The organism is Roseovarius sp. BRH_c41 (genome assembly GCF_000961715.1).
Classification (GTDB): Bacteria; Pseudomonadota; Alphaproteobacteria; order Rhodobacterales; family Rhodobacteraceae; genus Roseovarius.
Genome location: NZ_LADY01000050.1, coordinates 124,755 through 142,559, shown reverse-complemented (window position 1 = coordinate 142,559; position 17,805 = coordinate 124,755). Strand labels below are relative to the sequence as shown.

Below are 17,805 nucleotides of genomic sequence, written 5' to 3'. Positions count from 1 at the left end.
ACATGGACAGTCCGACAGAAAATATTGAGGGCCGCATTATCTGTGCAGGGCTTGGCCCCGGTGATCCGGAACTCATGTCAGTCAGGGCAGACCGCGCGATCCGTGCGGCGCGCCATATCGCCTTTTTTCGCAAGGCTGGTCGTCCCGGACAGGCGCGCCGGATCGTTGAGGGGATGCTGGCGGCGGATGCTGTAGAATATCCGATGGAATATCCTGTCACGACAGAACTGCCCTTTGACAGCCCCGACTATATCCGCTTGCTGGCCGCCTTCTATGACGATTGGGCGCAGCGCTTGAAAACGCTAGTGACCGACGGGGCAGATGTGGTGGTGCTCTGCGAGGGTGATCCGTTTTTCTATGGTTCGTTCATGCATCTTTACACGCGTCTGAAGGATCATGTGCCGGTTGATGTGATCCCTGCGATCCCCGGCATGGTCGGCTGCTGGAATGCCGCGGGCCAACCCATCACATGGGGCGACGATGTGCTGACCGTGCTGATGGGCACGCTACCCGAGGATGATCTGGTCCGGCATATGCAGGTGGCGGATGCGCTGGCTATCATGAAGACAGGGCGCAACCTGCCAAGGGTGCGCCGCGCTTTGGCGACAGCCGGACGGCTTGAAGATGCATGGCTGATCGAACGGGGCACAATGCCTAACCAGCGGATTGCCCGCCTCGCCGAGGTTGATGACTCCGATTGCCCTTATTTCGCGATTGTGCTGGTCCACGGGCAGGGGCGGCGGCCTGAAACGGTCGGGCCGGAATGACGGGGTGGATAACAGTTGCAGGGCTTGGACCGGGCTCTGACGCCTTGGTCACACCCGAGGTCAACGCGGCTTTGGCCGAGGCGACGGATATCGTCGGCTATATTCCCTATGTCGCACGGGTGGCCCCGCGCGAGGGGCTGACCCTGCATCCGTCAGATAACCGTGTGGAACTGGACCGCGCCGAACTGGCGCTGCGAATGGCGTCTGAAGGCCGCCACGTGGTGATCGTCTCTTCCGGTGATCCGGGGGTGTTCGCCATGGCTTCGGCCTTGTTCGAAGCTTTGGAAGGCAGGCCGGAGTATCACGCAACAGATATCCGTATCCTGCCTGGCATTACCGCGATGCTGGCAGCGGCGGCACGGGCGGGTGCGCCGTTGGGCCATGATTTTTGCGCAATCAATCTGAGCGACAATCTCAAACCCTTTGCCGAGGTGGAGCGGCGTCTGCGTCATGCGGCGCGTGGCGGCTTTGCGATGGCATTTTACAATCCGCGTTCAAAATCGCGCCCGCACCAGTTTTCCCGCGTGCTGGATATCTTGCGCGAGGAATGCGAACCGGCGCGGTTGATCCTGTTTGCCCGCGCGGTCAGCACAGCGGACGAGGCCTTGCGCACTGTGACGCTATCGGAGGCGGGGCCAGAAATGGCCGATATGAGGACCGTTGTAATCGTGGGCAATGCGGCCACGCGGAAGGTCGGGCGCTGGCTTTATACCCCGCGCTCTGTGCCCGATCCGGTGCCGGAATGAGCCAGCCACGCCAGAACCTCGTTCACGCTGCTCGCCAGATGGCGCGGGGGCAGGGCGGGCCGGTCGATCATGATGACCGGCAGATGAAGCACCCGCGCAGCTCCCAGCTTGGCCGCAGCGCCAGTGCCACCTGCATTCTTGGCGACGATGTGGGTGATCGCATGGTCACGCATCAACACCGTATCGCCCGCCACGTCAAAGGGTCCGCGCGCGATGATCGTGCTGGCCTGACGCAGCGGTACCGGGCCGGGATCGACAAGGCGCAACAGGTAGTGATGCTGCGGCTTGCTGGCAAAAGCGGAAAGGTTCTGTTTGCCGATGGCCAGAAAGACACGCGCAGGCTGGTCGGGCAGGGCGGTCACGCTGGCATCGATATCCGGCACATGGGTCCAGTTGTCGCCCGCTTCCGCCTGCCACGCAGGACGCTCCAGCCCAATCATCGAAGTGCCTGTCAGGTTGCAGGCCTGCACGGCATTGCGGCTCATCTGGGCTGCGAAAGGGTGGGTGGCATCGATGACATGGGTGATGGACTTGTCGTGCAGATAGCGCACCAGACCATCAACGCCGCCAAAGCCGCCGATCCTTGTCGGCAATGGCTGCGACACGGGCGCGTCGGTGCGCCCCGCATAGGAGAACACCGCATCCGCGCCTCCGTCCGCCAGTCGTTGCGCCAGATGGCAAGCCTCGGTCGTGCCGCCGAGCAGAAGGATGCGTGTCATGGCTGAGCCCTGGTTGTCGGTCATCGGTATGGGCGAGGATGGACTGACAGGGCTGTCAGGTGCAAGCCGTGCCGCGCTGGACCGTGCGGAAATCGTCTTTGGCGGGCCGCGCCATCTGGAACTGGCGCAGGTCGGGGCGAAGGGGCAGGCATGGCCGGTGCCCTTTGATCTGGCGCCTTTGCTAGCCTTGCGCGGGCGTGCTGTCGCCATGCTGGTGTCGGGCGATCCTTTCTGGTTCGGCGCTGGCGGATCGGTTGCGGCGCATCTGGCGCCTGATGAATGGCACACCTTTCCGGTGGCGGGGACGTTCTCGCTGGTGGCAGGGCGTTTAGGCTGGCGGCTTGAGGATGTGATCTGTCTTGGCTTGCATGCAGCGCCCTATGCGCGGCTTCGGCCGGTTCTGGCGCGTGGTGTGCGGGTGATCTGCACCCTGCGCGACGCGGCGGCGGTGACGGGGCTGCAAATCTGGCTGCGCGACAACGGCTTTGTTGCGACACGGATGACTGTCTGCGAGGCTTTGGGTGGCCCGCGTGAACGGATACGCCAGGGCGCAGCCTGGGATGATGTCATTGCCCCTGTTGCCGTGGCGCTGGACGGGGCCGATCTGCCCCGTGACGCAGGACTGCCGCGCGCATCGGGGCTGCCGGATGATCTGTTCGCGCATGACGGTCAAATCACCAAGCGGCCGGTGCGCGCGTTGACCCTGTCGGCGCTGGCGCCGCGCCCCGGATTGCTGCTGTGGGATATCGGCGGCGGATCTGGCTCGGTCTCGGTCGAATGGTGTCTGGCGGGGGGGCAGGCCTGCACGGTCGAGGCCAAGCCTACGCGGGTCGCCAATATCCGTGCCAATGCAGATGGTTTTGGTGTGTCGCAGCGGATTCAGCTGGTCGAGGGCCGCGCGCCCGAAGCCCTGCGTGACCTGCCTGCACCGGATGCGGTTTTCGTGGGCGGCGGTGGCGATGCGGCACTATATGCAGCCCTTTGGCCGCTTCTGCCTGCCGGCTGCCGCCTTGTTGCAAACGGGGTCACCCTTGAGACCGAGGCGCAGCTTGCCGCTTGCCATGCGCGGTATGGCGGGCATCTGCTGCGTGCCTATATGGCCGAGGCTACCGCCTTGGGCGGGTTTCGCGGCTGGTCTGCTGCGCGTCCCGTTGTGCAGTGGAGTGTGGTAAAATGAGGGTTGCGGGCCTTGGTTTTCGTGAAGGTGCCACGATAGAAAGCCTGCGTGACCTGCTGGCGCAGGTCGAGCTGCTAGGCGGGCCTGTCACGGCGTTGGCGACACTGACTGCCAAGGCCTGCGCGCCTGCATTGCGAACGCTGGCGGCGGAACGCGGCTTGTCGGTGCATGCGGTTACGGTTCATGGGGTGGCGACGCCCACGCAATCGGCGCGGATCATGGCGCTGCATGGCACGGGTTCGGTGGCCGAAGCGGCGGCGCTAGCCGGGGCAGGCACTGGCGCGCGTCTTGTCGTGGCGCGGATGGCGTCGGTGGATGGTATGGCGACCTGCGCTGTGGCGATAGGTGAAGGAGAGGTAGAATGACGGTTCATTTCATCGGCGCAGGCCCCGGAGCGCCTGATCTGATCACCCTGCGCGGGCGCGATCTGATCGCGGCCTGTCCGGTCTGCCTTTATGCGGGCAGTCTGGTGCCCGAAGCGCTGCTGTCGCACTGCCCTGCCGGTGCGCGGGTCGTGAATACCGCGTCGCTGTCGCTGGACGAGATCATGGACGAGATACAAGCCGCCGATGCAGCGGGCCGAGACGTGGCGCGGCTGCATTCTGGCGACCTGTCGGTCTGGTCGGCGATGGGCGAACAGTTGCGCCGGTTGCGCGCGCTGGGAATTGCCTATGACGTGACGCCTGGTGTGCCTTCCTTCGCTGCGGCAGCGGCGGTGCTGGGGGCGGAACTGACCCTGCCGGGTGTCGCGCAATCGGTGATCCTGACACGCACATCGGGCCGTGCCACGGCGATGCCGGATGGTGAGAGCCTCGAAAATTTTGCCCGCACGGGCGCGACACTGGCCCTGCATCTGTCAGTGCATCTGCTGGAAGAAGTGACCGCGCGGCTTAACCCCTATTACGGCGCGGATTGCCCCGTTGCTGTGGTGTTCCGCGCAAGCTGGCCAGACCAGCGGGTGATCCGCGCGACGCTGGCCACGCTGGATCCTGCCATCGGCGTGGGCGAGCGGACGGCACTGATCCTTGTGGGCCACGCGATCGGGTCCGAGGATTTCGACGAAAGCCGCCTTTATGCGGGTGATTATGACCGGCGCTACCGCCCCGTCGGCACCAATCCGCGTTTTCCGGACAGCGTATGATTCCCGGCCTTTTGATATCTGCGCCCGCGTCAGGCACTGGCAAGACCACGGTAACGCTGGGTCTGCTGGCGGCGTTCCGTGCGCAGGGTCTGACCGTGCAGCCTTTCAAAAGCGGTCCCGATTACATTGATCCCGCGTTTCATGCGGCGGCGGCAGGGCGGGTATCGTTCAATCTGGACAGTTGGGCGATGAACGCTGCGCGTCTTCAAAACCTTGCCGTGCGGGCGCAAGGGGCCGATTTGGTTATCGCGGAAGGCTCGATGGGACTGTTTGACGGGGTGGCGCAAGCTGGCGAGGCGGGCAATGGCGCCAGCGCCGATGTGGCGGCGATGATGGGCTGGCCGGTGATTGTGGTGCTGGATGTATCCGGTCAGGCGCAGACAGCGGCAGCGGTCGCTTATGGTATGGCGCAGTTCCGCAAGGGGCTGAACCTGGCAGGCGTGATTCTGAACAAAGTCGCATCGCCGCGCCACGAAGCGCTGATCCGCGTCGGTATGGAGGCGGCGGGCCTGCGCGTTCTGGGTGCATTGCCTCGCAATCCCCAGATTGCCCTTCCAGAACGGCATCTGGGATTGGTGCAGGCTGAGGAATTGCCACGGCTTGAGGCCATTCTTGCCGAGACGGCGGCTTTTGTGACCGCACATTGCGATCTTGACGTGATACGCGCGGTTGCGGCTATGACGAAAGGGCAGGTGGCGCAGGTCACAGCCACCCCTGCACCGGGCGAGCGGATCGCACTGGCGCGGGACAAGGCGTTTTCTTTTATCTATCCGCACCTTCTGGCCGATTGGCACGCGCAGGGTGCGACGATCCTGCCATTCTCCCCGCTGGCGGATGAGGCGCCCGATCCTTCTGCCACCGTCTGCTGGCTGCCGGGCGGCTATCCCGAATTGCATGCAGGGCAACTGGCCGATTGCGAGGGGTTCCGCGCGGGGATCGTTGCATTCGCACAAACACGTCCGGTGCACGGGGAATGCGGGGGCTACATGGCGCTGGGGCAAGGGCTGGTGGCCGCAGATGGCACGCGTTACCGGATGGCGGGGCTATTAGGCTTGGAAACCAGCTTTGCCAAGCGGCGCATGCATCTGGGCTACCGTCTTGCGCGGCCCCAACGCCCTTTGCCGGGAATGGATCAGGCGCAGGGCTTGCGCGGGCATGAATTCCACTATGCTACGATCCTGTCACAGCCTGATGCGCCCTTGGCCCATGTAACTGATGCGAACGGGCAAGATGTTGCCGAAACGGGATCTTACCGCGATGGTGCTAGCGGCGGGCGCGTCAGCGGCACGTTCTTTCATCTAATCGCGGAATCAAGTCTTACGGATGGACCTCAAACATGACCGGCTTTGTCTCTTTCGTGTCTTCGGGCCCGGGTGATCCGGAACTTCTGACCCTCAAGGCGGTGAACCGTCTTGGCGGGGCCGATATCATACTGTTCGACGATCTGTCCTCGGGGCCGATCCTGGCCCATGCTGGGCCGCAATCCGATCTGCTCGCTGTTGGCAAGCGGGCAGGTCGCCCATCGCCCAAACAGGACCATGTCAGCCGCCTGCTGGTGGATCACGCCATGACTGGCGCAAAGGTGGTGCGGCTAAAATCCGGTGACAGCGGCATCTTCGGTCGGCTTGAAGAAGAGATCGCAGCCCTGATGGCTGCTGGTATCCCCTATGAGATCATCCCCGGCGTGCCCTCGGCCTGTGCTGCTGCGGCGGCGGCGGGCATTCCGCTGACGCGGCGCCTGACCGCGCGGCGGGTGCAATTCATCACGGGCGCGGATGTAACCGGCCAATTGCCTGAAGGATTGAACTGGGCGGCACTGGCCGATCCGCTGGCGACAACTGTGGTTTTCATGGGCAAACGGACCTTTCCGGCGCTGGTCGCCGATCTGGTGGCCCATGGTCTGCCCGCATCCACGCCCTCACTACTGGCCGAAGCGGTCGGCCATCCGCATCAGCGTTTGCAGCGCAGCACGATTGCGGAATTGGCCGATAGTCTTGCAGAGGCGCGCAGCGATCATCCGGCGCTGATCCTTTATGGTCCGCTGGCCGAATTCTGAACACAAGGTATTTTCAGGCGTCGATCTGTCGTAAGCAGGCTTGACCGAGGAATTAGTTAGGCGCACAACAAAAGCTGCAAAGGTGCTCCGAACCGGAAAGGCAAGGGGCTGAAACGGGAATGGGGAAGGGCGGACCAAATCGCGGCGCCCCCACCCCAGCCGCCCCCGCGACTGTCAGCGGAGAGCGGCCATCCAAAATGCCACTGGCCACTCACCGGGCCGGGAAGGTGGATGGTCGTGTCGACCCGCAAGCCAGGAGACCGGCCTTGCCAAATGTAACCCATCCGCCGTCGGGTGTGACGGCAAGGAGACCACTATGCATATCGAACCGGGCCTCGTTGACGGGGCAAAAATCACTCTCAGCTACGCGACCGCCGCTGCCGCCGGTGCCACTGGCCTGTGGTACGCGCGCCACGCCATTATGGAGCGCGGCTCTGTTTCGCTGGCGATCCGCAGCTTGCTTGCCGCCGTTCTGACCTTCGTGTTTTTCGAGGTTCTACCGACCTTCCCCGTTGGCGTATCAGAGGTGCATTTCATCCTTGGTTCGACCCTTTTCCTGATCCTTGGCGCGGGGCCGTCAGCCATCGGTCTGGCACTGGGTCTGCTAATCCAAGGCATGTTCTTCTCGCCCTCCGACCTGCCGCAATTCGCAATGAACATCACCACGCTGCTGGTGCCGCTCTTCGCGCTAACCGCTATGGCGCGCCGGATTATCGCGCCGGACACCGCCTATGTTGACCTGAAATACAGCCAGGTTCTGGCACTGTCGGTCTGCTATCAGGGCGGCGTTGTAGCATGGGTGGCTTTCTGGGCGATCTACGGCATGGGCAGCGAAGCGCTGGCGCCGGTTGGTACCTTCGCGATTGCCTATATGGCTGTCATCATCCTCGAGCCGTTGGCCGATCTGGCCGTGCTCGCGGGTGCGAAAGCTCTGCGTGGCAAGACACCGTCCGCACTGGTCACACCGCGCCTTTACAGCGCGTCCTGATCTGACAAAACTGTCGAACATGGCGCGGTCCCTGATAGGGTCGCGCCTTTTTGCGACGAGGCGACGATGATCACCGTATCCCTGATCGGTATCGGTACCGGCAATCCCGATCACGTCACAGCACAAGCGGTGAGGGCCATGAACTTGGCGGATCTGATCCTCATTCCGCTCAAAGGCGATGACAAGGCGGATCTTGCCGGTCTGCGTCAGGCGATCTGCGAAAGCTGCGTCACGAATCCCGCGACGCGAATCGAAGGGTTTGATCTGCCCGTGCGCGACCGGGCCACGCCCGATTATCTGACACGCGTGAACGACTGGCATGATGCGATTGCGGCCGTCTGGCGCGACCGGATCAACGCGCATCTGGAGCAGGGCGGCGGGCCGCGTGTCGCACTTCTGGTCTGGGGTGATCCCTCGCTCTATGACAGTACACTGCGGATCGCGGCACGTGTGGGCCGCGATATACCCATAATGCTAGATGTTATTCCCGGGCTGACCTCAATCCAGGTGCTTTGTGCCGCACATGCGATCCCGTTAAACGAACTGGGCGCGTCCGTAATGATCACGACAGGGCGGCAGCTGCGAGACGGTGGCTGGCCAGACGGGCCTGGCACGGTTGTGGTCATGCTCGATGCAGGCGGTGCCTTCACGTCGCTGTATATGCCACACTACCATATCTGGTGGGGCGCTTACGTCGGCATGCAGAACGAGATCTGTATTGAAGGACCGCTTGCCGATGTGGCAGAGCAGATCCAGACGGTGCGCGCGCAGGCCAAAGCTGCGCATGGTTGGATCATGGACATTTACATCCTGCGCCGGATCCCTACGACGCCAGTATAAGGAAGGTTGCGATGACTCCCGCCGCTGGCGTCGCTGGATCTGCTACAATCTGCAAGCACCCATACGGCTGCCAGTTTTCGCCGCTCAACGCGCTGAGCAGATCCGCAAGATCTTTCAGCCAGGCCGCTTACTATGATCCCACCTTCTTTGACCAACGACCCGAACGGTTGATAAAATATACATAATAAACCTTATGCGTATCCTTAATATGTAGCGGTGGATTCACATCCGAAGTGCAAATTCTGTATCAAAACAGAATGTTGCATGGAGGATGTCGAATGGGACGCTGCTACCCTCACATGAGTTTGGAAGAGCGCCGGAAGCTTGCCAAGTGGCGTGAAGCCAAATTGCCGGTTCCAGAGATGGCGGATCGGCTGGGTCGTGCTCCGTCCACGGTCTATCGCGAACTGAAGCGCGCGGATCGCGTCTTGGCATCGATGAAGTAAAAATTAGCATGAGCAGCGCGGGAACGCTCTGGAGCAACAAGAGCCTCTCGAGCATGCCGAACACAGCCCGGAAAGTCATTTTGATATAACAGGACCAGGCTCCAGAAATCTCGCCAGCAGTCGCGCCACAACTGGTTTCGAAGTTTGCGTAGCTACCGGATAAGAACAGAGCCGCCGATCTAAGACTGTGATCGATACACGAGGTCGGCTGCAACCATCGTCGCGGTCGTCTTCGGGCGTCACCATACCATTAAACGGTTGCGGTCGTTTCATCACTAGCAGAGGCCCTGCCTTGATCTCTTTTGCCAAGCGGCACGCGCCCTCTCCTATTGCAGGATTCACCAGGTTCTCGCGAGCGGGTCGATGTAAGTTGGCACCCTTTCACATCCGGACAGTGCGCGCCGATCAACAATCCGGCCGATAGCCTTCAATCCGACAGACATCGGACGGGCAGGGGCCTTCGTCATGTTTGACCGCTACGGCGCGTTGGCAGTCTCTCGCGGCTACGACCACCTGACCTCGGACGAGTCCATTGAAGACGGCAACACCGCCTATGAGTACACCTACACTGAAACCGTGCGGCGGTTCGGATGACACATGGAAGGGCTCAACCCATCTCTTGCAGAATATCCAGAATGTATGTATATTCTGGACAAATGGAGACCCTGATCATGCATGAGCTTCCCGAGTTCAAGGCGGCCGACCTGACGCGGCACACAAGTGACCTGTTTGACGCGGCCATTCGGTCGCCGATCGCGATCACCAAGCACCGCAAGCCGAAATTCGTGCTGATGAGCATGGACCAGTACCAGCAGCTCGCGCGGGGGGCCACGCAACAGGCTCATATGGTTGACGAGATGCCCGAGGATCTCAAGGCGCTGATGATAGAAGGGCTCGAGCGGGACTTGACGCAGTCTGATGACTAAGCCGAGCGCGGGAGAGGTGTTCCGCTACCCGTTCCTATGGAAACGAGAACAGATGGCGGGCGAGATCGAGGGTCGAAAGACGAGGCCTGTCTGCATCGCCGTCACTGTCTCCAAGTCCGATAGCGAGACCGTGGTGTTCATCCTGCCGATCACGACGCAGCCGCCTTTGCCCTCGCGCAAGTTCATCGAGGTACCACAGATCGAGTCGCAGCGCGTAGGGTTGGATACCCATGTCCGCAAATGGGTCATGCTGGACGAGATCAACACCGATATTCTGGAGCGGTCCTATGTCTGGGAGGACCGCACGCCCATCGGCACGTTCAGTTCCGTCTTCACATCCAAGATCCAGTCCAGCCTGATCGTGCTGGCTCGGTCGGGCGGGGCATCCGTTGTCGATCGGCTGAAGTAATCTCGATCACAGCAGGGTCTGTCTAGCTTCACTTGTTCCCGTCGATCCACTTCGACATCAGCCCCTTGTCGCGGAAACACTCATCCGGCACGGCGCGGCGTTTGATGCGGGCGAGACGCTCGGCAAAAGCGACCTGCTTTGATGTCGGGCGGCTGTCCTGCGCGCCCGGGTTCAACTTGGCTTGTGCGTCGATCCAGGCGCTCAGGGACCGCCGATCTTGCTGAACCTCCCACGGCAAAAGCGTCTGGTTGCGCAAGGCCAGCGCGCGCGCATAGGCGATCTGCTTGGGCGTCGCGGGCAGGGCGTAGGTGGTGCTTTCCATCGGGGATCTCCCTTCTTAGCGTGGTTCTTAGAATAGAACATAACAGGAACAAAATCAAGCCACCTGCGGAAATCATGGGGTTTGAGAGGAAGAGGAGGGCCGGGGGAGGTCAGGCCTGAGGATGCCCGAAAGAGGGTGTCCGGGCCTGATCCTGTTCCTCATTGGGGTCTGATGCCGGAAAGTGCAGGATCCTGCGCTCTCATGAGCTTCGTATTTAACATTCTCTGGCATCAGATCCCTAAAGAGTGAAAGTGTCCTTCGGGTTTTGTGACTGACGGATGAGGGCCTTTGGGGTCCCTCAGATGGGTCCGGGCCGGGTTCCGGTCTGCCGTTCCTGATGAAGGGCATTCCCATGCAAACAGGTGTCTTGCGCGTGTTGCGCGCGACCGCTGCCTCGTGGTGGCGACACAAGGAACTACGCCGAACCGGCCAGACGGGGCAGGCACAACGGCTCGAGCGCGAGACCGTCCTGCGTGATCTCGGCTATCTCAGGCAAGCGGCAGCATTGCCACACGCGCATGCGATTTGCGGAGAGGGTGGGACTTTCCTCCATCTTGGTTGGACCACCGTTTCAACCTTCGCGCCGATTGAGCGCTTTCCCTTGGCCGCTCTTGCGGTCGCATGTGGCACGCCGTTCATCGATATCCGACCCGTCACCGATGTCATCGCCTTCGCGAACCTGCCGCGGGTGGCGCGGGACGGATCAGTCGACCCTGAACCCTGGGGCCCCGGCAGGTCCGTGTCGCTGACCACCTACATCGACATGGTCGAAGCCCTCGGTGCCAGAATCGCCAACGATCCGCGGCCCCGTCCGTCTATCTGATCACCATTCCCTCTCACCAAAACTCGAAAGGAGGCCAGCCATGGCCCGATCCCGCACGCCCAAATTCGATGCCTCCGAGGTCATCACAAACGAAATCATCCGTATCATTGAGCGCGGCGTCCTGCCGTGGCGCAAGCCATGGACCGCAGGTGGCAGCTCTCGTCCCCTGCGCGTGGGCGGAGAACCCTACCAGGGAGTGAACAACTTCCTGCTGACGATGCGGACCGTGATGGCGGGCCACAGCTCTCCCTTCTGGATGACGTTGCCGCAGGCCAATGCCTTGGACGCAAAGGTTCGCAAGGGCGAGAAGTCCTCTGTCGTCGTTTACTACGGTCAAAGCCGGAGGGACGCCGGCGGCGATGAGCATGACCGCAGCGACGCGGATGATCACTCCGAGGGAGCCCGTATCTTCCGCTTCCAGAAATCCTACCGCGTGTTCAATGCCTGCCAGATCGAGGGCTTGCCCGACAGCTTCTTCCCCGACCCGGAGCCCGTGCCCGAGCATCCGCCGTCAGAGCCCATCCCGCACATGCAGGCGTTTTTCGACGCCATCGACATCACGACCGTCTTCACGGGCACGGAGGCGTACTATTTGCCACCCGTGGACAAGGTCTACATGCCGTCCATCACGCGGTTCCAGGACCCGCGCAATTTCTACGGGGTCTGGGCGCACGAGCTGGCCCATGCCACGAAAGCACCCCATCGACTGAACCGTGATTTCGGGTTCTCGAAGTTTGGCAACACGTCCTATGCGCGCGAGGAGATCGTCGCGGAATTGACCTCGGTGTTCCTGGGTCAGACGCTCGGCTTCACGGCGCATACGCTCGAGATGAATGCCGCCTATCTCCACAACTGGTTGCGCGTTCTTCGGTCGGACAAGGGTGCGATCTTCAAGCACGCAGCAGATGCGCAGCGAGCCTGCGACTATCTGATTGCCAGATCGGAGACGGGCAGGGCAGGGCGCAGTGCCGAGGCCGCCTGACCACACGGAGAACGGAGACTCCCATGTCACGTAAGGAACCCAAGACGCTGCGGGTGGCCTGCTTCAACGACGGCCGCCGCAAGATCATCACCTTCAAGCGCGGTGCCTATTGGTGGAGCGCTGCCGAGGGCGCTTATCCGCTCTCGGCAGCGCTCGAGAGCATCAAAGAACAAGGCGGCTGGATCGAAACCATCCCCAACCCGAATTACAGACCCAAAGGGCTGTTCGGGTAGGGCGGCTTCGGCCTCGATTCATACGCCAAGCAGAAAAGAAAAAGCGGGCTTTGAGAAGGGTGTTTCAAACCTCTCAAAGGAGATCCCCATGTCCATGAATGTTCAACCCCAGCCAGACCGTCCGGATCCGACCGTGATCGCGGTGCAGAACGACGCGTTTCGCAAACTTGCATGCCTTGGGGTGCCGCCCGCGCAGCCCATCCAGGGCCGGATGCATGTAACCCGCGCGCTTGTGGAGGCCGGTGACGGCTTCATGGCCGAGGCGGTGAAGGCGACCGGTGAGTTTGCCACATTCGAGCCTGAGAATGATCCCGAGGGATGGCACGATTTCGGGGCGGTCGAGATCCGGGGAGAGACCGTGTTCTGGAAGATCGATCTCTATGAAGCAGACTCGGACTTCCGCTACGGGGCTGAGACCCCGGACAATCCTGCCACCACCATGCGCGTGCTGACCATCATGCTGGCGCGCGACTGGTAGAAGGGCAGGGGACTCCTCCCCCCTGACATCTGAGACGATGAAGGCCCGCTGCCCCTCAAAAAGGCAAAGCGGGCCTTTTGTCGTGGTGATCCCTGAAGCCGGGGATTGGTCACGCGCGCGCGCGGGCCTCACCTCACTCACCTGGAAGGATATCCCATGACCACAAGCTTTGCCCCTCTCACCGTCGCCATCGGCGATCTGGTCCCGCATCCTGCCAATGTGCGCAGCAACGCGCCGGAAACCTATGATCCCGAGAACATCGCGCATCTGAAGGCCAGCATCGCTGTGCTGGGCCTGCTCCAGCCGCTCTTGGTCCAGAAGCTTGACGGCAAATATGCTGTCCTCGCCGGTGGCCGACGCCATGCTGCGCTGAAGGAGCTGGTTGCCGACAAGGCCACCAAGGGGTTCATGGCGAAAACCAAAGTCGACTGCCGCCTTGTCCCTGACGACTGTGACGTCACCACTGCGCTGTCGCTTGCCGAGAACATCACGCAGGCACCGATGAACGCAATCGACGAGTTCGAGGCTTTCGCGCGGATGATGGAGGTCGACGACCAGACGCCCGAGACCATCGCAAAGACCTTCGGTACCACGGTGGCCGCCGTGAAAGGCCGGTTGCGCTATGGCCTTATCCACCCCGACATCCGCGCCGCGGCACGGGGCAAGGTGATCACGCTCGACACGATGAAAGCCTTTGCCGAGCACCCGAGCCAGGAGGCGCAGCGCGAGGTCTTCGAGGCGCTCACGAAGGACGGAGGCTATCTGCAGGCCTATACCGTTCGACAGGCGCTCAAATCCCGCGGCGTGCAGGTCAGCGACGATATCGGGGCCTTCGTGCGCGCGGACTACGAGGCGCGGGGCGGCGCCGTCGCGGCCGATCTTCTGGAAGAACATTCCGTGCTCGAGGATGCAGCACTGGTCGAGACCATCTTGCTCGAGAAGCTCGGTGCGGCTGCCGAAGAGGCCCGCACGAGGCTGGGCTTTGCCTGGGCCGATGCGATGGTGCGGTATGATTACGCGACAATGGCCGACTACGGCCGCGTCTATCCCGGCCCGATCGAGCCCGACGAGGCCGCCCAGAAGCGCGTGGATGAAATCACCGCCGAGCTTGAGAAATTGCAGCTCGAAATGGAGGACGAGGGGCTCGAGGACGGTGCCTACAATGCCCTTTACGACCGCGTCGACGCTCTGGAAGAGGAAGCCCGCGACCTGCAGGAGGCCTACAGCGCCGAGGACCTAGCGCGATCTGGGGTGATAGCCTCGTGGCAGGGTGGGCAGATCACGCTCCATGTTGGTCTCGTCCGCCAGGAAGACACCGTCAAAGAGGAGGGCGCGCGCGGCTCCTCGGCTAGCCCGACCGGGGAGGAGGCCCCGGACGCCGGCGAAATCACCTACCCAGCCTCACTGGCTGAGGACCTCAAGACCGAGCGAGCCATGGCGCTTGGGGCCGCGATGGCGCTGCATCCGGAAGCCACGCTCGATCTGACGCTCTTCAAGCTGGTCAGTGATGTTCTGGCCAGCGGCATGAGTGTCACGCAGGCGATCAAGGTCGAGGCCCGCAAGGAATACCGCAGCCATGCCAAGATGGACGAGATCGACGAGACCTCGCTCGAGCAGGTGGCGGCGGCGCATGATGCGCTTGATCCGTCCTGGCTCGATGACACCCGCACGCCCGCCGATCAGTTCGCGGCGTTTCGCGCGCTGGAGGCAGGGGAGAAGGCCAAGCTCGTCGCCTATGCCACGGCCAGCACCACGCAGTCCTGCTTCGCGCGGGACCGACAGCGCGACAGCCTGATGCATGATTTCGAGATTGAGATCATGCCCGACATTCGCGCGCATTGGACGCCGAACGCGGCGCTCTTCAACCGCTTCAAGAAGGCCTGGCTTCTGAAGATCCTCGGCGAGGATCTGGGTCTGGCCCAGGAGGCGGTGACGCTCGCCTCGTCGAGCAAGAAGGAGATCGTCGCCTTCTGCGACAAGCTCTTCGCCGATCCCTTCGCGACGCTCACGGACGCGCAGCGCGCTGCCGTGGCCGCCTGGTGTCCGCCCATGATGCAGACCGCCGGTGTCGCCTTTGATGAGGCGGAGCCCGCTGCGGAAACCCCGGAGCCTGACGGCGACATCGCGCAAGCGGCCTGAGTCCTCACGCGACCCGCGCGTGGACCATGCCGCCCGCGCGGGTCGACCCTTCCAAACCGAACAGAAAGACATCCCCATGGCTATTCTCAAGTTCTCTGCCTCCGCTGTTGCGGCGCAAATCGCACATGCGCGTGCCTGCACGACCTTCCTGCCCAACTGGAACGGGCCCGTGGACAGGCCGGCCCTGATCCTCATCGTCGGCAATGGTGTGCATCTGCGCTCAAACGGCATCGATGGCACGACCACCCGTATCGTTACCACCGAGCAGGCCGATCCCTCCTTCGCCTTCGCCGACGGCATGAACCCGTTTCGGGACACCGACTGGATGGCGCAGCGCCGCATGGCGTTTCGTGATCTGACCGGCCAGTTCTACACCGACATCCTGGATGACGTGCAGGTGCTCTTCGACCGGGGGCGGGGGGCGATCCGGCTCGCCACCGATGGCCACAGCATTCGCGTCTTCGTACGCCGGGCCTCGGATTATCTCATCGGCGGGACCTACGAGGTGCCCTCGGGCCTCGGCGGCACCTTCCGGGTCATCCTGAAGGATGCCTGCGACACCTTCGCGATCGTGCAGAACTGCGGCAATTGCGAGGATTTCGACGCCATGCAGCCATACCGCGTGCCGCTCGATGCCCTGATGGAAATCGATGACCGGAGGGTGGCGTAACGCGCCCATTCTCAAACAAGCATCGCCAATACCCTGCCGGGCCTGCGGCCCTCTCGGGACATTGGCGACAACAATTTTCCCAAACGAGAGAAAGGACTCTGAAATGGGATGGCTCTTCTACACCGATGGCCGCGTCCAGACCTACGCAGACGAAAAAGCGGAGATTGCCCGACTCTGCACGTTCGAGGGCGACACGCGCAAAACCGAACTGGTCAAGGCCTGCAAGGTGGGTTCGACTTGGTACGCGGCGGCAAAGGTCACAAGTATCGACGGCACCCCTGTCGAAGACACGACCTATGTCACCGATGCGGATGGCTCCATCACTTTCGCCGCCGTATTCCTTACCCGATATGATGACGGCTGCTGGGGCTACAAGGACATGGAGGAAAGCGCTGGCCCGAATGAATCTCGTGCTCCCCTTGGGCTGATCGTGCTCCTCTCCGACCTGAAAGACCCGGACAGCTACGCCCAGGACTGGCGTCAGCGCTGCCGGGATTGGGCGTCGATCCCGGACTACGAGGAAGGCGACAAGATCAAGCTCGCAGCACCTGTGACGCTCACCGATGGCAGCACCTGCCAGATTGTCACCGCGACGTACTACAAGCGGGGGCGGCAAAAACGCCGCTGCTACCGCATCGAGGAAACCGGTGGGCTCGTGCGGCTCTCAAGGGCCTCGCTTGTGGGCTCGGAGTTGCTCAGCTCCGCGAAAGGAGCGGCTAGCCCGGTGCTGGCGGAGTTCCTGGCGGGGCGAAATTAGGTCCTGCGCCGGACGGTTCATCGACCTGCCCGGCGACAGCAGATGCTGCGGCTTGTCTTGACAAGGCAATGCAAATGCATTACCTATCGCAGGCAGCAAAGATCCCTCTCTTTCAGGAGACTGCCATGACAGCGCTCGCACAAGATGTCTCGAAACTCACGGATCGGTATCAGACGACCGTGCCGGCGGGTGTGCGCAAACAGCTCAAGCTGGGCAAGGGCGACCAGATTCGTTACTGCACCGAGCCGAGTGGCAGGGTCTATATCGAGCCCGTGCGCAGCGACGAGGAAGATCCCGTGCTCGGAGCCTTTCTCGATTTTGTCGAGGCCGATATCAAGGCGCATCCGGACCGCATTCGGGCGTTCGATGGGGCTTTGCATGACCGTCTTGCAGCACTGGTCGGAGACGTTGACGTCGATCTCGATGCGCCGCTATCGCTCGAGGATGAATGAGCGGCGATAGCGTGCCCGCCCAAGCGCCCCTTGTCGTAAACGGATGGTCGATTTATGCGCATCCGCTCTTTCTGGACCAGCTCGAAGGGCTGACCCTGGAGGTCGAGGCGCGTAAGGCACGCGATCCCAAGACCTGGCGCAAGAAAAATTCCACGAAACGGCTGGCCGCCATCTTCAAGCTGGTGACCGAGGCCATACCGGCAGATCCGGGTGCCGCAGCCTTCCGGCAAGGCGGCACACTCGGCGACCACCGCAAGCACTGGTTCCGGGCGAAATTCTTCCAGCAGTATCGGTTGTTCTACCGCTTCAACAGCGATGCGAAGGTCATCGTGGTGGCATGGGTGAATGACGACAAGACCCTGCGCGCCTACGGCAGCAAGACGGATGCCTATGCGACGTTCAAAGGGATGCTGGAAGATGGCAATCCACCTGACAATTTCGACGCGCTCTTGAAAGAAGCAGTGGCGGCGGACAAGCGGTTCGAGACGTCCCTTGAAGCGGCGCCTGATCGGTAAGTGGGGTCGAATTCCGGAGGGGGCAGAATCCCCCGCTAAGGCTGCCAGTAAGGGGCTCGTTCTGCGATATTATCTCCCGTCACCCTTGAGCCGAGTGAAAGAGGCGACATTGGTGTGTCATATGGCTGGTACGATGAAATTCTCAGAAGTCCCTCCCTATCCGTACACCTGCCGTTCGCTGCATCGTGTACGAACTGGTAAGATGCGGACTTTCCGGGC

23 protein-coding genes, 1 pseudogene and 1 riboswitch are annotated in these 17,805 nt (G+C 62.2%); of the genes and pseudogenes, 22 read left to right on the top strand and 2 right to left on the bottom strand.

Annotation, left to right across the window (positions count from 1 at the left end; translation table 11 throughout):
- The first annotated feature begins 2 nt into the window (after window positions 1-2).
- Window positions 3-767 carry a precorrin-2 C(20)-methyltransferase gene (locus VR71_RS15055; protein WP_045685444.1) on the top strand — a complete coding sequence of 255 codons (765 nt, stop codon included), beginning with the start codon at window positions 3-5 and terminating at the stop codon, window positions 765-767.
- Window positions 764-1,513: a precorrin-3B C(17)-methyltransferase gene (cobJ, locus tag VR71_RS15050; RefSeq protein ID WP_045685441.1), complete on the top strand. Its 750-nt coding sequence runs from the start codon at window positions 764-766 to the stop codon at window positions 1,511-1,513. Before VR71_RS15055 ends, cobJ begins: the two co-directional genes overlap by 4 nt.
- Here cobJ and VR71_RS15045 read toward each other — a convergent pair.
- A complete protein-coding gene (locus VR71_RS15045) occupies window positions 1,474-2,232 on the bottom strand; it encodes a cobalt-precorrin-6A reductase (RefSeq protein ID WP_045685505.1) in 759 nt (252 codons plus the stop codon). The two genes, cobJ and VR71_RS15045, sit on opposite strands and share 40 nt — an antisense overlap.
- Here VR71_RS15045 and VR71_RS15040 point away from each other — a divergent pair.
- The 11 genes and pseudogenes from VR71_RS15040 (at window position 2,231) to VR71_RS14995 (ending at window position 10,215) form a co-directional block, all read left to right on the top strand.
- Window positions 2,231-3,409, top strand: coding sequence for a bifunctional cobalt-precorrin-7 (C(5))-methyltransferase/cobalt-precorrin-6B (C(15))-methyltransferase (locus tag VR71_RS15040; RefSeq protein WP_045685438.1), 1,179 nt, complete (start codon window positions 2,231-2,233; stop codon window positions 3,407-3,409). The two genes, VR71_RS15045 and VR71_RS15040, sit on opposite strands and share 2 nt — an antisense overlap.
- Complete coding sequence (locus tag VR71_RS15035) at window positions 3,406-3,774, top strand: cobalamin biosynthesis protein (protein ID WP_045685435.1); 369 nt, start codon at window positions 3,406-3,408, stop codon at window positions 3,772-3,774. The genes VR71_RS15040 and VR71_RS15035 overlap by 4 nt, the downstream gene beginning before the upstream one ends.
- Window positions 3,771-4,550, top strand: coding sequence for a precorrin-4 C(11)-methyltransferase (gene cobM / locus VR71_RS15030; RefSeq protein WP_045685432.1), 780 nt, complete (start codon window positions 3,771-3,773; stop codon window positions 4,548-4,550). The genes VR71_RS15035 and cobM overlap by 4 nt, the downstream gene beginning before the upstream one ends.
- Entirely contained in the window at window positions 4,547-5,890 is a 1,344-nt protein-coding gene (locus VR71_RS15025; protein WP_274560798.1) for a cobyrinate a,c-diamide synthase, read from the top strand. The genes cobM and VR71_RS15025 overlap by 4 nt, the downstream gene beginning before the upstream one ends.
- Complete coding sequence (gene cobA / locus VR71_RS15020) at window positions 5,887-6,606, top strand: uroporphyrinogen-III C-methyltransferase (protein WP_045685429.1); 720 nt, start codon at window positions 5,887-5,889, stop codon at window positions 6,604-6,606. Before VR71_RS15025 ends, cobA begins: the two co-directional genes overlap by 4 nt.
- Window positions 6,607-6,669: 63 nt before the next feature.
- Window positions 6,670-6,890, top strand: a riboswitch (cobalamin riboswitch).
- A 32-nt stretch (window positions 6,891-6,922) separates the two neighbouring features.
- A complete protein-coding gene (locus VR71_RS15015) occupies window positions 6,923-7,594 on the top strand; it encodes an energy-coupling factor ABC transporter permease (protein ID WP_045685426.1) in 672 nt (223 codons plus the stop codon).
- A gap of 66 nt (window positions 7,595-7,660) precedes the next feature.
- Window positions 7,661-8,434: a precorrin-6A synthase (deacetylating) gene (gene cobF / locus VR71_RS15010; RefSeq protein WP_045685423.1), complete on the top strand. Its 774-nt coding sequence runs from the start codon at window positions 7,661-7,663 to the stop codon at window positions 8,432-8,434.
- Between the two features lie 278 nt (window positions 8,435-8,712).
- A pseudogene (locus tag VR71_RS15005) lies at window positions 8,713-8,850 on the top strand (helix-turn-helix domain-containing protein); the annotation flags it as partial.
- Between the two features lie 495 nt (window positions 8,851-9,345).
- Window positions 9,346-9,474, top strand: a complete 129-nt coding sequence (locus VR71_RS25115; protein WP_274560804.1) for a hypothetical protein — start codon at window positions 9,346-9,348, stop codon at window positions 9,472-9,474.
- Window positions 9,475-9,551: 77 nt separating this feature from the next.
- Window positions 9,552-9,806 carry a type II toxin-antitoxin system prevent-host-death family antitoxin gene (locus tag VR71_RS15000; protein ID WP_233128170.1) on the top strand — a complete coding sequence of 85 codons (255 nt, stop codon included), beginning with the start codon at window positions 9,552-9,554 and terminating at the stop codon, window positions 9,804-9,806.
- Entirely contained in the window at window positions 9,799-10,215 is a 417-nt protein-coding gene (locus VR71_RS14995; protein WP_274561254.1) for a hypothetical protein, read from the top strand. Before VR71_RS15000 ends, VR71_RS14995 begins: the two co-directional genes overlap by 8 nt.
- Before the next feature lie 28 nt (window positions 10,216-10,243).
- Here VR71_RS14995 and VR71_RS14990 read toward each other — a convergent pair whose 3' ends face one another.
- Window positions 10,244-10,537 (bottom strand): hypothetical protein, encoded by a 294-nt coding sequence (locus VR71_RS14990; protein ID WP_045685415.1) that lies wholly within the window; start codon window positions 10,535-10,537, stop codon window positions 10,244-10,246.
- 352 nt (window positions 10,538-10,889) lie between these two features.
- On the opposite strand from VR71_RS14990, the gene VR71_RS14985 reads away from it, so the two are divergent.
- From VR71_RS14985 to VR71_RS14945, 9 genes are all read left to right on the top strand, one after another.
- Complete coding sequence (locus tag VR71_RS14985) at window positions 10,890-11,360, top strand: hypothetical protein (protein WP_274561124.1); 471 nt, start codon at window positions 10,890-10,892, stop codon at window positions 11,358-11,360.
- Between the two features lie 40 nt (window positions 11,361-11,400).
- Complete coding sequence (locus VR71_RS14980; RefSeq protein WP_045685409.1) at window positions 11,401-12,342, top strand: zincin-like metallopeptidase domain-containing protein; 942 nt, start codon at window positions 11,401-11,403, stop codon at window positions 12,340-12,342.
- A 23-nt stretch (window positions 12,343-12,365) separates the two neighbouring features.
- Entirely contained in the window at window positions 12,366-12,575 is a 210-nt protein-coding gene (locus VR71_RS14975; protein ID WP_005617043.1) for a DUF6330 family protein, read from the top strand.
- Window positions 12,576-12,663: 88 nt separating this feature from the next.
- A complete protein-coding gene (locus VR71_RS14970) occupies window positions 12,664-13,053 on the top strand; it encodes a DUF3768 domain-containing protein (RefSeq protein WP_045685400.1) in 390 nt (129 codons plus the stop codon).
- A gap of 156 nt (window positions 13,054-13,209) precedes the next feature.
- The gene (locus tag VR71_RS14965) at window positions 13,210-15,192 is read left to right on the top strand and encodes a ParB/RepB/Spo0J family partition protein (RefSeq protein ID WP_045685398.1); all 1,983 of its coding nucleotides are present in this window, start codon (window positions 13,210-13,212) and stop codon (window positions 15,190-15,192) included.
- Between the two features lie 76 nt (window positions 15,193-15,268).
- On the top strand, window positions 15,269-15,862 hold the full coding sequence (locus tag VR71_RS14960; RefSeq protein ID WP_045685499.1) for a hypothetical protein: 594 nt from the start codon (window positions 15,269-15,271) through the stop codon (window positions 15,860-15,862).
- 103 nt (window positions 15,863-15,965) lie between these two features.
- Window positions 15,966-16,619 (top strand): hypothetical protein, encoded by a 654-nt coding sequence (locus tag VR71_RS14955; protein WP_045685395.1) that lies wholly within the window; start codon window positions 15,966-15,968, stop codon window positions 16,617-16,619.
- A gap of 125 nt (window positions 16,620-16,744) precedes the next feature.
- A complete protein-coding gene (locus VR71_RS14950; protein ID WP_005668772.1) occupies window positions 16,745-17,071 on the top strand; it encodes a type II toxin-antitoxin system PrlF family antitoxin in 327 nt (108 codons plus the stop codon).
- Window positions 17,068-17,586: a type II toxin-antitoxin system YhaV family toxin gene (locus VR71_RS14945; RefSeq protein ID WP_045685393.1), complete on the top strand. Its 519-nt coding sequence runs from the start codon at window positions 17,068-17,070 to the stop codon at window positions 17,584-17,586. The genes VR71_RS14950 and VR71_RS14945 overlap by 4 nt, the downstream gene beginning before the upstream one ends.
- Window positions 17,587-17,805 lie beyond the last annotated feature (219 nt).

Excerpts from the sequence above, each read along its gene's own strand:
- VR71_RS15055 (WP_045685444.1), top strand. The coding sequence starts at position 3 with ATGGACAGTCCGACAGAAAATATTGAGGGCCGCATTATCTGTGCAGGG.
- cobJ (WP_045685441.1), top strand. The coding sequence starts at position 764 with ATGACGGGGTGGATAACAGTTGCAGGGCTTGGACCGGGCTCTGACGCC.
- VR71_RS15040 (WP_045685438.1), top strand. The coding sequence starts at position 2,231 with ATGGCTGAGCCCTGGTTGTCGGTCATCGGTATGGGCGAGGATGGACTG.
- VR71_RS15045 (WP_045685505.1), bottom strand. The coding sequence starts at position 2,232 with ATGACACGCATCCTTCTGCTCGGCGGCACGACCGAGGCTTGCCATCTG.
- VR71_RS15035 (WP_045685435.1), top strand. The coding sequence starts at position 3,406 with ATGAGGGTTGCGGGCCTTGGTTTTCGTGAAGGTGCCACGATAGAAAGC.
- cobM (WP_045685432.1), top strand. The coding sequence starts at position 3,771 with ATGACGGTTCATTTCATCGGCGCAGGCCCCGGAGCGCCTGATCTGATC.
- VR71_RS15025 (WP_274560798.1), top strand. The coding sequence starts at position 4,547 with ATGATTCCCGGCCTTTTGATATCTGCGCCCGCGTCAGGCACTGGCAAG.
- cobA (WP_045685429.1), top strand. The coding sequence starts at position 5,887 with ATGACCGGCTTTGTCTCTTTCGTGTCTTCGGGCCCGGGTGATCCGGAA.
- VR71_RS15015 (WP_045685426.1), top strand. The coding sequence starts at position 6,923 with ATGCATATCGAACCGGGCCTCGTTGACGGGGCAAAAATCACTCTCAGC.
- cobF (WP_045685423.1), top strand. The coding sequence starts at position 7,661 with ATGATCACCGTATCCCTGATCGGTATCGGTACCGGCAATCCCGATCAC.
- VR71_RS25115 (WP_274560804.1), top strand. The coding sequence starts at position 9,346 with ATGTTTGACCGCTACGGCGCGTTGGCAGTCTCTCGCGGCTACGACCAC.
- VR71_RS15000 (WP_233128170.1), top strand. The coding sequence starts at position 9,552 with ATGCATGAGCTTCCCGAGTTCAAGGCGGCCGACCTGACGCGGCACACA.
- VR71_RS14995 (WP_274561254.1), top strand. The coding sequence starts at position 9,799 with ATGACTAAGCCGAGCGCGGGAGAGGTGTTCCGCTACCCGTTCCTATGG.
- VR71_RS14990 (WP_045685415.1), bottom strand. The coding sequence starts at position 10,537 with ATGGAAAGCACCACCTACGCCCTGCCCGCGACGCCCAAGCAGATCGCC.
- VR71_RS14985 (WP_274561124.1), top strand. The coding sequence starts at position 10,890 with ATGCAAACAGGTGTCTTGCGCGTGTTGCGCGCGACCGCTGCCTCGTGG.
- VR71_RS14980 (WP_045685409.1), top strand. The coding sequence starts at position 11,401 with ATGGCCCGATCCCGCACGCCCAAATTCGATGCCTCCGAGGTCATCACA.
- VR71_RS14975 (WP_005617043.1), top strand. The coding sequence starts at position 12,366 with ATGTCACGTAAGGAACCCAAGACGCTGCGGGTGGCCTGCTTCAACGAC.
- VR71_RS14970 (WP_045685400.1), top strand. The coding sequence starts at position 12,664 with ATGTCCATGAATGTTCAACCCCAGCCAGACCGTCCGGATCCGACCGTG.
- VR71_RS14965 (WP_045685398.1), top strand. The coding sequence starts at position 13,210 with ATGACCACAAGCTTTGCCCCTCTCACCGTCGCCATCGGCGATCTGGTC.
- VR71_RS14960 (WP_045685499.1), top strand. The coding sequence starts at position 15,269 with ATGGCTATTCTCAAGTTCTCTGCCTCCGCTGTTGCGGCGCAAATCGCA.
- VR71_RS14955 (WP_045685395.1), top strand. The coding sequence starts at position 15,966 with ATGGGATGGCTCTTCTACACCGATGGCCGCGTCCAGACCTACGCAGAC.
- VR71_RS14950 (WP_005668772.1), top strand. The coding sequence starts at position 16,745 with ATGACAGCGCTCGCACAAGATGTCTCGAAACTCACGGATCGGTATCAG.
- VR71_RS14945 (WP_045685393.1), top strand. The coding sequence starts at position 17,068 with ATGAGCGGCGATAGCGTGCCCGCCCAAGCGCCCCTTGTCGTAAACGGA.